Source organism: Tolumonas lignilytica (assembly GCF_000527035.1).
Taxonomy (GTDB): Bacteria; Pseudomonadota; Gammaproteobacteria; order Enterobacterales; family Aeromonadaceae; genus Tolumonas; species Tolumonas lignilytica.
The window spans coordinates 1,037,695-1,051,754 of record NZ_AZUK01000001.1 but is presented as its reverse complement, the minus strand read 5'-3'; the positions used below and the strand labels follow the sequence as shown (position 1 = coordinate 1,051,754).

Here is a 14,060-nt window from a genome sequence, read left to right as displayed (position 1 = left end):
ACCTCATTCAGATATATCTTTGGAGTCACCATGCGGCAGCACGGGCAGCCTATTACGCTTTCTGTCAACGAACTTTCCGATAAAGGGGATGGTATTGCCGATTGGCAAGGACGAAAGGTATTCATACCCGCGACGCTACCTGGTGAGGTGGTCACTGTTTCGCCGTATGGCATTAAACCCAAATATGCTCAAGCCCAGTTACTAGATATCGTTAATGTGCACCCTCAGCGGGTTGAACCCCATTGTCCATACAGCGAATGTGGTGGTTGCCAGCTAGCTCATTTGGCCTATGTCGAGCAATTAAAACTTAAACAACAACTCGTTATTGATGCGTTGCTAAGTAAACAGATCTCACAACCAGTATCGCCTTGTCTTGGTATGCAAAGTCCGTTGGCTTTTCGCAACAAGGCCATTTATGCAGTGCGTAGTGAAAATGGTGAACCGCAAATAGGGTTTTATCGGAAAAATAGCCATCAAGTCATTGATATCGTTTCTTGTCCTGTACAGCATGCACAGACAACAGAAATCATTGCCGCTATCCGTCATTGGATGAAGGAATTTAATATTGCAGGTTATGATGAGGAAAAACACTCAGGCTGTCTGCGGTACGTCATGATCAGACACGGTTTTAAAACAAAAGCCTGTATGGTTGTTTTGGTCACCTTAACCGATGAATTACCGCATAAAGCAGAACTGTTAAATCTGCTGACTAAGATAGAAAATATTGAAAGTATTATCCAAAACATTAATCCAGCACCAGTGAACCGGATCTTAGGTGATAAACAGCAAATATGTTATGGCAACGATGTAATCACTGATGAGTTGCATGCGCTGACATTCAATATCTCTGCACACTCTTTTTATCAGGTGAATCCGCAGCAAACGGATGTGCTGTATGAAACGGCATTGAATTTCGCGGAATTAACGGGTAACGAAACTGTTTTTGATATCTATTGTGGAATAGGCACTATCTCTTTATATCTGGCGCAAAAAGCCAAAAAAGTCATTGGTATTGAAATTGTTGCACAGGCTATCGACGATGCCCGCGACAATGCCGCTAGAAATGAGATAACGAATACAGAGTTTTATGTTGGTAAAGCAGAAGAGGTGGTGCCGTTACTGTATGATCAAAAACAACACGCTGATGTGATCGTAGTTGATCCCCCACGGAAAGGGTGCGATCCCATCGTATTGCAAACGATGGTTTCAATGAAACCAGAACGGATCGTGTATGTTTCTTGTGAGCCAGCATCACTGGCTAGAGATTTAGCTATACTTCAGCAATCTGGATATTATGTCACCAAGATTCAACCGGTCGACATGTTTCCCCATTCCATGCATGTTGAAACCATTGTCCAACTCCAGAAAATTTAGTGTATTGGCTTGGATCATTTTATGAAACAAGCCAACGACATTTAGTTCTCTTCGCGAGCTTTGCGCTGGTGTTCTTTTTTATCAAGCCAGGCAACCGATTTGCTTACGGCATCCTGTACGCGTAACTCCATTTCATCGCGTTGCGCAGGCGTGGTGAAATAGCACATATCAACCGTGTGGCGGATATAGTGAGCAGGTAATTGATTGAGTACGAGACATGAGAGATCGGCAATATAATCATCATCACGCGTCAGATGTAACTCTAAAGCCTGAATATGTTGCTGTAACAGATCTTCGTAATAATTATGAACTTCATCAGAGACCAACGACATGGCTACATTCCTCAGTTAACCAACTGATATATAGCATATAACAAAAAAGCACATTGCTTTATGAGCGATGTGCTTTTTTCGAAAAATTTGGTGCGAAAGGAGGGACTCGAACCCTCACACCCGAAGGCACTAACACCTGAAGCTAGCGCGTCTACCAATTCCGCCACCTTCGCACTACTTATTGTCTCTGACTATATTTACATGCTGTCAGCAGCATGATGGTGCGAGAGGAGGGACTCGAACCCTCACACCCGAAGGCACTAACACCTGAAGCTAGCGCGTCTACCAATTCCGCCACCCTCGCACAGTGTCTGACTATTTTAACATGCTGTCAGCAGCATGATTGGTGCGAAAGGAGGGACTCGAACCCTCACACCCGAAGGCACTAACACCTGAAGCTAGCGCGTCTACCAATTCCGCCACCTTCGCATCTGGCCGGCATTCTACCTATTCTTGAATACACGTCAACTGTCAGGAAGAAGAAAAACAGAGAATCCCACGAGATTGCTCTGTTTTTCATCAACTAACTACTGCCAATTGAGTGCTTTTTTATACATATCCTCATAACCATGCACAGAATCAGACCAGTGATATCGTGTTAACATTGCATTACGTTGAACTCGTTTAAACTCGTGTTGATCCTGTACGTACAGTAACAACGCGCGACGTAACACATTCAACAGATCATAAGGTTCAGGTTCTTCAAACACGAAACCTGTCGCATGCTCTGGATCCTGGTCATAATCCGTTACGGTATCTTTTAAGCCGCCAACAGCTCGAACGATAGGCAATGTGCCATATGCCAGACTATACATCTGGTTTAAACCGCATGGCTCAAACTGCGATGGCATCATGAAGAAATCGCTACCAGCTTCGACTAAATGTGCCAACTCATTGCTATGCGCATTGATAAAGACAAATTTATGTGGAAATTGCTGTGCAATAATTTCTAGTCTTTGGGCTAAGACAGGATCGCCCGAACCTACAATGGCCACTTGAACATGATGTACCAAAAATTTGGCTAAAATCGGTAGTAAATAATGAATACCTTTTTGTTCCGTGAGTCGGCACACCATGCCAAATACAGGAAGATCACTGACTGGTAGATTGGCCCGCTGTTGCAATTGCCGCTTACATTCAGCTTTACCTTGTAAGTCATCTACATAATATCTTGCTGGGAGTAATGCATCAGTAGCAGGATCCCAATCGTTATAATCACAGCCGTTAATTATTCCGCAAATATCTGCTGCACGATCCTGGAAATGCTTCGCCATACCATGCCCACCAAGGTAAGACATCAGTTCCTTGGCATAAGTAGGGCTGACGGCATTTATTTTGTCGGCATACAAAACACCACACTTCAAGAAGTTAATGTAATACGGACCCTGATAAATGGCTTCATTATGCGCATTCCTGATTTCCGGTAATGCCCATAATTGGCCTCTTTCACAAATCCCTTGAAAGGCACCATTATGAATAGTGATGATACTTTTCGTTTGGGAGAAAAATGGATTTTGACCGAAGCGTGTTTTGAGTAACATCGGCACCAGCGCCGTGTGCCAGTCATTACAGTGCACAATATCCGGTCTAAATCCTACTTGTTCGGTAGCCTGCAGAACTGCTGCGGAAAAAAACGCAAACCGCTCTCCGTTATCTGCATAAGCATTATTGTTTTCGCCATACAAACTCGGGCGTTCAAAATAATGCTTATTTTCAATTAAATATAATGGAATATCAGCAAGATATAGTTGTCTGACATCATACGGGATGTCCACATACTGTGGTTCTGTTGATAACTGACCAGAACTGATAATCGAGCCATGCTCACGCTGTGCAATGGCGCTGTATCCAGGGATTGCGATCCTCACATCATGTCCGGCCCGTTTTAATTCCAGTGGTAAAGCTTTGGCTACGTCGGCCAAACCACCCGTTTTTACAAAGCTTTCAACTTCAGAAGCTATAAATAATATATTCATTTATCAGAAACCAACTCTAGCCCCTTTCGGGATCACAACAATACCGCCTTCTGACACAGTGAAACGCTGGCGATCATAGGCAAGATTTTCACCGATCACAGTACCAGGTGCGATTTCTACCTGTTTATCAATGATCGCTCGACGAATTTTACAACCTTCACCAATTTTCACGTCTCCTAGGAAGATCGATTCACTAATTTCGGAGCCGGATGCAATATTGCAGCGAAATCCTAAGATACTGCGGTTTATCCGACTGCCTTGAATATAACATCCTGCGGAAATCAAAGACTGTGACACGTTAGTTTTATATGCCGCAGTGTCGATAAACGTTGCTGGCGGCAATGGTGGATAGAAAGTATGTAATGGCCATTTACGGTTATACAAAGAAAAGGGTGGATTATCACTAACTAAATCCATGTGTGATTGCCAGTAGGCATCAATTGTACCCACATCACGCCAATAAGCCCCTTTTTCCCCTTCAATTTGGTTAATACTGAAGTCGTATACATAAACGGGTGCATTAGGATACAGACCTGGAATGATATCTCGGCCGAAATCATGGCTGGAATCTTCCTTTTCTGCATCAGAAGTTAATTCACTTAATAAGGTATTTGTTTCAAAAATGTAGTTGCCCATAGAAGCTAACGCAAATTCTGGGTCACCAGGAATAGATTTTGGTTTTTTGGGCTTTTCTTCAAAACCGATCATTCGGCCATCTGCATCAACTTCGATGACACCAAATGCTGAGGCTTCAGCGATAGGAACTCGGATTGCAGCAACGGTCAGTACGGCTTGTTTTTCTTTGTGAAAATCAAGCATCTGACGAATATCCATTTTATAAATATGGTCACTGCCAAAAATACAGACATGTTCCGGACTGCTTAACTCAATGAAACCTATATTTTGGTAGATAGCGTCAGCTGTACCATCATACCAACGTTTTCCCATTCTCATTTGTGCTGGAATAGGGTCTATAAAACGGCCGCTAATACCTGTTAGATTCCATCCTTTTTTTAAATGTAGATAAAGAGATTGAGATTTGAATTGTGTCAATACATAGATCCGCAACATGTCTGAATTGATGAAATTATTCAGTACAAAGTCAACTAGACGATAACTCCCTCCAAATGGCACCGAAGGTTTGCTTCGCGAGACGGTTAAAGGTTGTAAACGAGTACCTTCACCACCGGCTAAAATCATCGCTAATACGCCAGACATATATTCTCCTATCTCAATTAAATCAAAAATCCATTAAGGCAAAGCGCTGATCTGGTCAGAGCTAATAAAAATCGTTGTATCAGAGTGGTTCTTCATCTGACTAAAAAGTTATTTTACCAACGAGCCTGATGATCGATGACAAGGCTGGTAAGCATAACCACATAGAGATTAAGTGTAGCGGTCTTACGATAAAAAGCCTGTGGCATATATCAAGAGTTAGTAAACAAGGTGGGAAAATGGGAGCAAAGTCAGATGGTTTCGCACTGCAAGTATGACAAAGAACAACGGTGGCATATACCACCGTTTTAATCTAACAGATCCTTCGGGGGTTTGTTAATGTAATATTAACTTTACATTGCCCGAATGATTTTAAATCGTGCATTTTCTTTTATCACAGATACAGAATGGAAAACTTCATTTAGGATGGGTTCGTAACGTAGAAATTTATTCGCTACTAAAAATAATTGTCCATGATGTTTCAAATAAGCAGGGGCTTGGCGAAGTAAACGCTCTGTAGCCTCATAATTTGTATTTAATCCAGAATGAAAAGGTGGATTTGAAATAATAAAATCAAATTTTCCAATCACATCAGAAAACATATCAGAGGCTATAACATTGGCAGATAGATGATTTTTGTTTAATGTCTCTGTCGCCGAAAACAAAGCTAACGCATTAACGTCAGTCATTGTCATTTTTACATCTGGCATACGTTGGCATATAGATGCTCCAATAATACCAGCTCCACATCCCACATCTAACACCTCTCCATGCAGTGACGGCAAGTTGTCTAGCAAAAGTTGAGTTCCTTCATCTAACTCATCAGCACTAAATACGCCAGATAATGCGGATATGGTTAATGGATTGATATTGGCTGTATGTTGCAGGGTGTACTGATGCAGTTGTGAGTGCAAGGATGGTGTTGGCACTGGTGTGAGCAATGACGCATAAAAAAGAGAGCAATGTCTTGCGCTGTCTATTTTTTTTGTACCTGACGTATAAGTTTGTAGCAATTTAGGTGTGGCATTAATGCCACCACGATTTTCTCCGATAACAAAAATTTCAGCGTTAGATTTTAATAACGGTAGTGTCCAGTTGAACCACAATGCAGCTTCCTGTTTTGCTTTCGGCATAAAAACCAAAAGTGCATCATACTTTTGTGTGGAGTCATCAAGTTTGAATCCAAAATGAAGACGTGATTTTTCAAGGTTTTGTGTTTTTAATTTATTGAAAACACAATAATCCGATACTAAATATGTGGAGTTTGGATTTTGTAATAACGGCTCAAGCGATAGGGCTTGTAATTGGCCACAAATCAACAGATTTTTATCTTGAAATAAGTCTTGATGTCGCTGCAAAAACGCAGAAAGATTATTATGTTCAGAAAAATGCATGTCGGTCATGAAGAGTATAAAAAAGTAATTATCCTATAAAAAAAGACCTCTGCACATGGCTGAGGTCTTTGATATCAATAATTAATTGCAAAATATTACAAGCTACCAGTTACAATTTTGGGTGTTACAAAGATAAGCAATTCTTTCTTTGTATTGGAGTTGGTGGTGTTTCGGAATAAGAATCCAACGCCAGGAATATCACCTAATACAGGAACTTTGCTTACTGTCTTTTTGATGGAACGGTTATATATTCCACCTAACACAAGCGTTTCTCCATTTTTAACAAGTACTTGAGTGTTAATTGCTTGTGTTGATAACGCAACAGCTGTTCCACCATTACCGGTACTAACATCTTTATAGATGTCATCCTGAGTAACATGCAAATCAAGTATGACATTGTTATCTGGTGTAATTTGCGGTGTTACTTTTAGGCTTAAAACAGCCTTTTTGAAAGCAATGGTAGTTGCTCCACTGGATGCACTTTCATTGTAAGGAATTTCATAACCTTGTTCTATTAAGGCTTCTTTCTGGTTTGCAGTCGTTACTCTAGGGCTTGAAATAATTTCAGCCTTATTTTCATTTTCCAGTGCGCTGAGCTCCAAATCCAATAAAGATCCGTCTGTGAGCTTAGCAACTTGGAACGCGATGCTTGCTGCAGTTCCTGTTGAAGGATTGGCGGCCAAGTTAACATTTAATCTGCTATCCAAACTTGGAGTCGAACCTGTCGCAGCAGTATCCAAGCCTTCCAGTGTTCCTGATGTACTACCATTTTTATTTACATCAGTTACTCCCCAACGAATACCTAATGAGTCATCGACTCCATCGGTGACCGTTACCATTCTTGCCTCAATGACAACTTGTTTAACGGCCACATCTAATACTTTAATCATGTCTTTGATGTGGTCGATAACATCAGCTGTATCTTTAACTAACAAGGTATTTGTGCGCTCATCGACACTGACTGCTCCCCGAGGTGAAAGCAGTCGGGTTTTATCATCGGCCAGCAACTTAGCAACATCAGGTGCTTTAGCGTAGTTGATTTGAATATATTCTGTAACAAGTGGCGCCAAATCAGCCACTTTTTGCTTATTTTCCAGTTGTTGTTTTTCCTGCGTTGCTATTTCAGTGGCAGGTGCAACTAACAAGATATTATTGTCTAATCGCTTATCCAGTCCTTTAACTTTTAGAACTGTGTCCAAAGCTTGTTCCCAAGGCACGCCATCCAAACGTAAAGTAATATTCCCATTAACCGAATCAGTTGTAACCAAATTCAGTTTATTAAAATCAGCAATCAACTGAAGAACAGTTCGGACAGGAACATCCTGAAAATTCAATGAAATTGGTTTGCCTTTATATTGTTTTTGAGGATCATTTTTTGCTGTTTTTAATGGAGGGCTTACTTCAATTATGAAGAGACTTCCTGATTGATCATATTTGTAGTCATACTTCCCTTTGATATTGAGATCTAAAGTCACATTGTTTTTATTCTTTTGAACATCAATACTGGATACCGGAGTATTAAAATCATTGACATTCAATAATGCGACCAGCTCTGGTTTTATCGATGTAGCATTAAACGTTGCCAACACATGATTACCACGCGATGTTACTTCCACCGCAGCCGCACTATTTTGCAAGTTTACTAACAATTGGCTTTGTCCGCTTTTTCCTCTGCGAAAATCGATATGCTCAATGGTGTTGATTGTACCAGCAGCATTATTTGTTTTCGTATTATCGGCAGCAGTTAACGGCAATTTAGACGTTGAATATTGGCTGCTAACGAGTTTTGGCGTGGATTCATTCGGTAGTGTTTGTCCTAAAGTGACTGAAACATGATTGCCTTCCTGCTTGATACGGTAAGGCATTAGCTTTTCCAGACTCACTGAGACATCTAATCCTGCATTCTTAGGTTTTACTTGTATTTGTTGAATACCTAATCGCTCGATAGGAATAGTATTTTGCTTTAATGATGAGTTTGTCGATGGGAAATTTAAAAACAACTGATTAGGCTGATATTTCAACTTATCAGTAAAATTTGTCATTGGTTCATTGAAATCAAACTGCAATTCAAGCTGATCACCACTCACAGGACTAACCCGAATGTTCTGCAATTCAGTCAGGGCGAATACAGTTGTGGAGTACGCAGCGAAAGAAAGCACAGCCGCCGTATATAATCCTGATTTAAATAGTCTGTTAGTACGCATGACTCATCCCTGTTTTTTGTTAGCGTTAGTAGTGGACGTATTAAGTGTCAGTGTAGTTGTTCTGTTATTCCAGCAACCACTACCATCCGGTATCATTTCGACTACCTCAATATCATTTTGGGTGACTTTTGTTATTTTCCCATGGTTTAAGCCCATGTATTGACCGGAAGATACTCGATACACCATGCCTCCAGGTGCCATTACCAGTCCCCATAAACCACGGTCATTTGCAAGGGTTCCTTTCATTACCAGATTATCGAGAGAGTATTGTTCCAGATCTTCTTTTTTCCGGGTCAGATCGGGCTGAATGCATTTCAATTTAGCTTTAGCGACCATTTGCCCTTGTTCTGGTTTTGGATCAATAAACGGATTTCTTGCTTTTTGAGCTGTAAATGCCATTGGTACATAAGGTGTTATAGTTGGCAAAGGATCTATGGGCTGTGCAGGGCGAGCTTTGACTTGGGCAATATAAGTCTGCAGATCGGAGTTTTGTTCACACCCCGAGACTATAATGGTACTTAGAAAAAGGATCAGTAATTTATATTTCATTTCTGCACCGTTCCCTTAGTCTTAGTTTGTTTTTGATCTGGGTCATAACGGTAGGTTTTAGCCTGCACAGACATAATAATATCGTTTGTATTTCCCTGTTTGGTTTCTTTATTTATTGTGAAACTACCAAGTAACACAATTCGTGGCAAAGCTGCAATATCTGCTGAAAATTGCCCCAATTGATCATATTGACCCTCTATATCTATACGCATTGGTAGTTCTGTATAAAATTCTTTTTTAACTTCGGGTTCCCAATTAATGCGTAACAGTTTGAGACCATTATTGGTGGCTATGTAGCTGATATCATCCAGAAGTCCGGCAACCTCGGTTTTATCTGGCAACTGCTTCAACTGACTTTTAAGCATGTCTTCTAGTTGAACCATTTGTTGGCGGTATGCATTTAAGCTACTGGCTTGAGCGGCTCGGATTTCAAATTGGCTTTTTAAATCAATTTCTTGCTGGCGGGTCTGATCTAGTTTTTTTATGGAATCAGAAATGAGAGCATAATAGCCAACAGCGCCTATTAATATACATACAAACGCGATTAAAATGCTTTTAGCAAATACAGGCCAGGATGCTATGTCATTAATATCTAATTCATTTAATTCTTGAATATTCATCGATGCCTCCTATGCTTTACTGCTTGACTGCCGAGTTAGGCTTATTATTGTTTAGCACGGAAAATCGCATTGAGAACTCGCTTAACTTCATTAGTGCACTATCGTTAGCAAAAATCGAACTAATCGCTGTCTGACCTAACCAACCGCTACCATCAATCAAGCGCATAGTACTTGCGACACGATTATATGCTTCAGCTTTACCGACTACGTTTATTTGTGGTTGAGTAAAGTTTAGTGATTGTAAGTAAACACCATTAGCAATAACCAGAGGAAGGTCATTAAATAGCCTTACTGATACATTACGGCTTTGCTGTAATGTATCAATAAGCTTCATACGATTCACTAAGGATTGTTTCTGGGCTTTTATTACATTTATTTGTCCAATCTCAGTATCAAGAATGGCTATTTCATGTTGTAGGTATTGATTTCGTTGATCTTGAGCACTGATTTGATGATTGAAGTACTGGTTAACCGCAAATACGCCAACCGCAGCTATGGCGCAGCTCACACCAATCAGAATGAAAAAGCTTTGTTTTTGGCGTTCTTTAGCAGATTCACGCCATGGCAGTAGGTTTATATTTGACATGGTGTAAAGCTCCTTAATGCTAATCCCAGTGCGGTCATGTATTTAGCGCCATGACCAAAGTTTTCTACCTGTTTGTGCTGATATAACACTGCAGGATCTGGGTGTCTGACATCTATTTCTAGTTGTAGTGCTAACTGTTGACGTAACCCTGGAATTAAACTGCCACCACCTGACAACATTAAAATATCGACGGTTCGATTTCCTGATGAACTACAAAATAATTGTATGTTTCGTTTTATATGTTGAGTGAGCTGATTGATATAGGAGTTGACAACATCAATGTCAGTATAAGAAGAAAGAGCACCTTTTAATTTTACATTTTCAGCTTCTTCCTGAGGTAAATTATAAAAGGTTGCTAATGAACGAGTGAGGCTTGAACCTCCAAAATCTTGTAAGCGGGAATAGATTAATTCACCCTGGAATATAATTCCAAAGCTGAGTGATAACTCTCCAATATCTACTATCGCACAAAACTTATTGGCATCGGTAGTCTGAAGTGATTTTTCAAGTGTCACAAATGCTCGGGTTAAGGCGTGCATACCAACATCAACGACTTTGACTGAAAGATCACAATCATTAAAAACACTTGTTGCACTAGCAATTGATTGAGATCGTGCAGCACAGATAAGGACATCGTTTCGTGAGGTATCTGTGATGTTTGGGCCTAAAACTTCAAAATCCAAACTTACTTCATCTAATGGGAATGGAATCAATTGTTCTGCTTCCATCATTACAATGTTTTCAAAGTCAGTCTGGTTTATATTCCCGGCTACCTGTGTAATCTTTGTGATCACGCTAGAACCATTTACCGCAGTTGCTGCATACTTATATTTATTAGGAAGCATGCGTAATAATTGCTTAACTGCCTGAGAAATTCTATCAATGTCTTGTAGTTGAAAGTCTCGTATAGAGCCTTTGGGGGTTGCAATCTCGGCCCAAGCGTCAATAGACAAACTTTCGGGATTACCGGAAACGGCAACTGCTTTGATGGTGCTGCTGCCAAAATCAACCCCTAACATAGGAACATTTGTGCTCTTTTTTAGAAACCTGACCATAGAGGCGTCCATGCAGATATTGTTAAAATAGGCGCTAAGCGCCAAACAGTGTTTTAACTATAGACGGAAGGCGGGATTTTGGCGATACGAATGTGTCCTTCAATTTTCTCGAATTTGAAGCAGATAACACTATATACTGCACGCCCATAGGTCTTTGATTGTGGATACTCAGGTTATGTTTAAATGGTTAAAGCGATTGTTATGGTTAATTCTATTATTATCCTCAATTGGGATCGCTGCTGTCGCTGCTCTTTATTTTCATCTCGAAAAAGGGCTGCCTGATGTATCGTCTTTGAAAGATACAAATTGGGAAACACCTCTGCGGGTTTATAGTGCCGATGGAGAGTTGATGTCGGAATTTGGCGATGTCAAACGTATACCATTAAGGTTGGATCAGATCCCTCTCCGTATGCAACAAGCTTTCTTAGCTATTGAAGATTCGCGTTTTTACGAACACCCGGGCATTGATTTTATAGGTATTGCACGAGCTGGCTTGATTTGGGCTGTGTCAGGTCAAATGCGTCAGGGTGCGAGTACTATCACTCAACAGGTTGCCCGTAATTTTTTCCTGAGTAGAGAAAAAACACTTTCTCGAAAAATTAAAGAGGTATTTCTGGCTTGGCGCATAGAACAAGAATTAACTAAAGGTGAAATACTGGAGCTTTATTTAAATAAGATTCCTCTTGGTTACCGTGCTTATGGTGTCGGTGCTGCAGCACAAGTCTATTATGGTAAAACGGTGGATCAATTAACTTTAGGTGAAATGGCTGTTATTGCCGGCTTACCTAAGGCTCCGTCTATGCTCAATCCAATCCGGTCACCGCAAAGAGCGCTAGCACGTCGGAATTTGGTTTTGTCGAGAATGTTACAGCTCGGAATGATCAAAGATGATGAGTATCAAGCTGCAATTAAAGAACCAATAGTTACTCATTATCATGGCACCGATGTAGGTTTAGACGCACCCTACTTAGCAGAAATGGTTAGAAAATTCATGCTGGATACTTATGGCGAAGAGTCATACAGCAAGGGATATCAAGTTTACACTACGATTAGCTCTGTCCAGCAGAAAGCGGCCCACAATGCTGTGTTTAAAGGTTTGCTTGATTATGATATCCGGCATGGATATAGAGGTGTTGAAAAACATCTGTGGACGAAAGGGGCCGCAGCTTGGAATAGTGAACAAATTAATAATTATCTTTCCGACTTACCAAGTTATGAGCCTTTTGAACCTGCAATTGTAACTGCAGTAAACAATAAAGATGTGACAGTGGTGATTAAAGGTGGGCTTGATGCGTCAATATCTTGGGATGGTTTGAAGTGGGCTCGTCCATTTATCAGTGATGAACGACAAGGTACAGCACCTCGTAAGGCTGCTGATATTCTTTCGACGGGAGATTTGATCTGGGTTTGGCAAGATGAAGGTAGTGATCAGCTTAGGCTTGCTCAAATTCCGGATGCTAATGCTGCATTTGTAGCTCTGAATCCTAAAAATGGTGCCATACAGGCGCTGGTTGGTGGTTTTAATTTTGAAATAAGTAAATTTAATCGTGTTGAACAGGCTCGGAGACAGGTGGGTTCAAATATTAAACCTTTTATCTATTCATCCGCGTTAGCAAATGGATTTACTTTAGCTTCAATTATTGATGATGCTCCTATTACTCAATGGGATGGAGGGACGTCTGGATGGAGTCCTAAAAACTCACCACCACAATATGACGGCCCAATTACATTACGAGAAGCTCTAGCTCGTTCAAAAAACGTTGTAACTGTTCGTTTATTGCGCGGTGTTGGTATAGATAAGGTATTAGATCATTTGCGCTTATTTGGTTTCCCCGATAGCAGCTTGCAACGAAATGAATCCATTTCTTTAGGGACTGCAGAATTTACTCCATTAGAACTGGTGACAGGGTACGCGACTTTTGCAAATGGCGGTTTTAAAGTTACTCCTTATTTTATAGATCGTATTGAAGATGCGTCAGGACATGTGGTTTATGAAGCAACGCCGAAAATGGCTTGTGCTGGATGTGGTAAGTTAGCTGAAACAGGCTTGGATAGTGTTGCTGCATATAAAGATGAATTAGGTGATTGGCATAGTCAATGTCCGATAGATCCGGTAACTCCTAACCAACAAGCACCTAGAATTATCAGCAGTGCTAATGCGTTTCTAATTTCAGAGGCATTACATTCTGCTATCTATGGTGGAGCAGACAGAGGACTGGGTCATTGGATGGGGACGGGGTGGCGAGCAGCTAAAGAGCTGAAACGCAATGATTTACATGGGAAAACTGGTACAACCAATGAGGCAAAAGACGCTTGGTTTAGTGGTTTTACTCCCAATATCGTTGCGACAGCTTGGGTTGGATTTGATGACCACCGTCGTGCGTTAGGCCGGAGTATTTCCGGGAATGAATTCGGTGCAAGTGCAGCCCAACCAATCTGGATTGAATATATGAAAACGGCTTTAAACGGTATTCCAGACCGGATTGGTACAACTCCCGATGATGTTGTGTCCATGCGAGTGAATAATTATTCTGGATTGGCTACGAATGGCACAGCAGGCAGTCGTGAAGAGTTTTTTGAAAAAGGAACTGAGCCTGCTAGTTCCAATCAGCAGGAAAGCGTGCTCTTTGATGATGGTAATACCAAATTACCTACGCAACCACAATCTCAAGAACCATCAGTAGTATCGCCTGCTCCTGTATCAGCAGCTGGTAAAACAGGAACCGATGATATTTTTTAATTGATAGCTTAATTC

At 40.9% G+C, this 14,060-nt stretch carries 11 protein-coding genes and 3 tRNA genes; 2 read left to right on the top strand and 12 right to left on the bottom strand.

Annotation, left to right across the window (positions count from 1 at the left end):
• Nucleotides 1-30: 30 nt before the first annotated feature.
• Nucleotides 31-1,374 (top strand): 23S rRNA (uracil(1939)-C(5))-methyltransferase RlmD, encoded by a 1,344-nt coding sequence (rlmD, locus tag H027_RS0104960; RefSeq protein WP_024871416.1) that lies wholly within the window; start codon nt 31-33, stop codon nt 1,372-1,374.
• Nucleotides 1,375-1,415: 41 nt separating this feature from the next.
• On the opposite strand, the gene H027_RS0104955 is transcribed toward rlmD, so the two are convergent.
• The 12 genes from H027_RS0104955 to pilM form a co-directional block, all read right to left on the bottom strand.
• On the bottom strand, nt 1,416-1,706 hold the full coding sequence (locus H027_RS0104955; RefSeq protein ID WP_024871415.1) for a late competence development ComFB family protein: 291 nt from the start codon (nt 1,704-1,706) through the stop codon (nt 1,416-1,418).
• Nucleotides 1,707-1,794: 88 nt separating this feature from the next.
• Nucleotides 1,795-1,879, bottom strand: a tRNA-Leu gene (locus tag H027_RS0104950).
• Nucleotides 1,880-1,925: 46 nt separating this feature from the next.
• Nucleotides 1,926-2,010: transfer RNA gene (locus tag H027_RS0104945), tRNA-Leu, on the bottom strand.
• A 40-nt stretch (nt 2,011-2,050) separates the two neighbouring features.
• Nucleotides 2,051-2,135: transfer RNA gene (locus H027_RS0104940), tRNA-Leu, on the bottom strand.
• 98 nt (nt 2,136-2,233) lie between these two features.
• Nucleotides 2,234-3,682: a glycogen synthase GlgA gene (gene glgA / locus H027_RS0104935; protein ID WP_024871414.1), complete on the bottom strand. Its 1,449-nt coding sequence runs from the start codon at nt 3,680-3,682 to the stop codon at nt 2,234-2,236.
• 3 nt (nt 3,683-3,685) lie between these two features.
• The gene (gene glgC, locus H027_RS0104930) at nt 3,686-4,900 is read right to left on the bottom strand and encodes a glucose-1-phosphate adenylyltransferase (protein WP_024871413.1); all 1,215 of its coding nucleotides are present in this window, start codon (nt 4,898-4,900) and stop codon (nt 3,686-3,688) included.
• 350 nt (nt 4,901-5,250) lie between these two features.
• Entirely contained in the window at nt 5,251-6,291 is a 1,041-nt protein-coding gene (gene rsmC, locus H027_RS0104920) for a 16S rRNA (guanine(1207)-N(2))-methyltransferase RsmC (protein ID WP_024871412.1), read from the bottom strand.
• A gap of 95 nt (nt 6,292-6,386) precedes the next feature.
• Nucleotides 6,387-8,495, bottom strand: coding sequence for a type IV pilus secretin PilQ (locus H027_RS0104915; RefSeq protein ID WP_024871411.1), 2,109 nt, complete (start codon nt 8,493-8,495; stop codon nt 6,387-6,389).
• A gap of 3 nt (nt 8,496-8,498) precedes the next feature.
• A complete protein-coding gene (locus H027_RS0104910; RefSeq protein ID WP_024871410.1) occupies nt 8,499-9,044 on the bottom strand; it encodes a pilus assembly protein PilP in 546 nt (181 codons plus the stop codon).
• The gene (locus H027_RS0104905) at nt 9,041-9,664 is read right to left on the bottom strand and encodes a type IV pilus inner membrane component PilO (protein WP_024871409.1); all 624 of its coding nucleotides are present in this window, start codon (nt 9,662-9,664) and stop codon (nt 9,041-9,043) included. Before H027_RS0104905 ends, H027_RS0104910 begins: the two co-directional genes overlap by 4 nt.
• Nucleotides 9,665-9,680: 16 nt before the next feature.
• Nucleotides 9,681-10,250 (bottom strand): PilN domain-containing protein, encoded by a 570-nt coding sequence (locus H027_RS0104900; protein WP_024871408.1) that lies wholly within the window; start codon nt 10,248-10,250, stop codon nt 9,681-9,683.
• Nucleotides 10,238-11,269 carry a type IV pilus assembly protein PilM gene (gene pilM / locus H027_RS0104895; RefSeq protein WP_051449017.1) on the bottom strand — a complete coding sequence of 344 codons (1,032 nt, stop codon included), beginning with the start codon at nt 11,267-11,269 and terminating at the stop codon, nt 10,238-10,240. Before pilM ends, H027_RS0104900 begins: the two co-directional genes overlap by 13 nt.
• A 211-nt stretch (nt 11,270-11,480) precedes the next feature.
• Here pilM and H027_RS0104890 point away from each other — a divergent pair, with 211 nt between their 5' ends.
• Nucleotides 11,481-14,045, top strand: a complete 2,565-nt coding sequence (locus H027_RS0104890) for a penicillin-binding protein 1A (protein ID WP_024871406.1) — start codon at nt 11,481-11,483, stop codon at nt 14,043-14,045.
• The last annotated feature ends 15 nt before the right edge of the window (nt 14,046-14,060 follow it).

Excerpts from the sequence above, each read along its gene's own strand:
- rsmC (WP_024871412.1), bottom strand. The coding sequence starts at position 6,291 with ATGCATTTTTCTGAACATAATAATCTTTCTGCGTTTTTGCAGCGACAT.
- rlmD (WP_024871416.1), top strand. The coding sequence starts at position 31 with ATGCGGCAGCACGGGCAGCCTATTACGCTTTCTGTCAACGAACTTTCC.
- H027_RS0104955 (WP_024871415.1), bottom strand. The coding sequence starts at position 1,706 with ATGTCGTTGGTCTCTGATGAAGTTCATAATTATTACGAAGATCTGTTA.
- glgA (WP_024871414.1), bottom strand. The coding sequence starts at position 3,682 with ATGAATATATTATTTATAGCTTCTGAAGTTGAAAGCTTTGTAAAAACG.
- H027_RS0104910 (WP_024871410.1), bottom strand. The coding sequence starts at position 9,044 with ATGAAATATAAATTACTGATCCTTTTTCTAAGTACCATTATAGTCTCG.
- H027_RS0104905 (WP_024871409.1), bottom strand. The coding sequence starts at position 9,664 with ATGAATATTCAAGAATTAAATGAATTAGATATTAATGACATAGCATCC.
- H027_RS0104915 (WP_024871411.1), bottom strand. The coding sequence starts at position 8,495 with ATGCGTACTAACAGACTATTTAAATCAGGATTATATACGGCGGCTGTG.
- pilM (WP_051449017.1), bottom strand. The coding sequence starts at position 11,269 with ATGTTAGGGGTTGATTTTGGCAGCAGCACCATCAAAGCAGTTGCCGTT.
- H027_RS0104900 (WP_024871408.1), bottom strand. The coding sequence starts at position 10,250 with ATGTCAAATATAAACCTACTGCCATGGCGTGAATCTGCTAAAGAACGC.
- H027_RS0104890 (WP_024871406.1), top strand. The coding sequence starts at position 11,481 with ATGTTTAAATGGTTAAAGCGATTGTTATGGTTAATTCTATTATTATCC.
- glgC (WP_024871413.1), bottom strand. The coding sequence starts at position 4,900 with ATGTCTGGCGTATTAGCGATGATTTTAGCCGGTGGTGAAGGTACTCGT.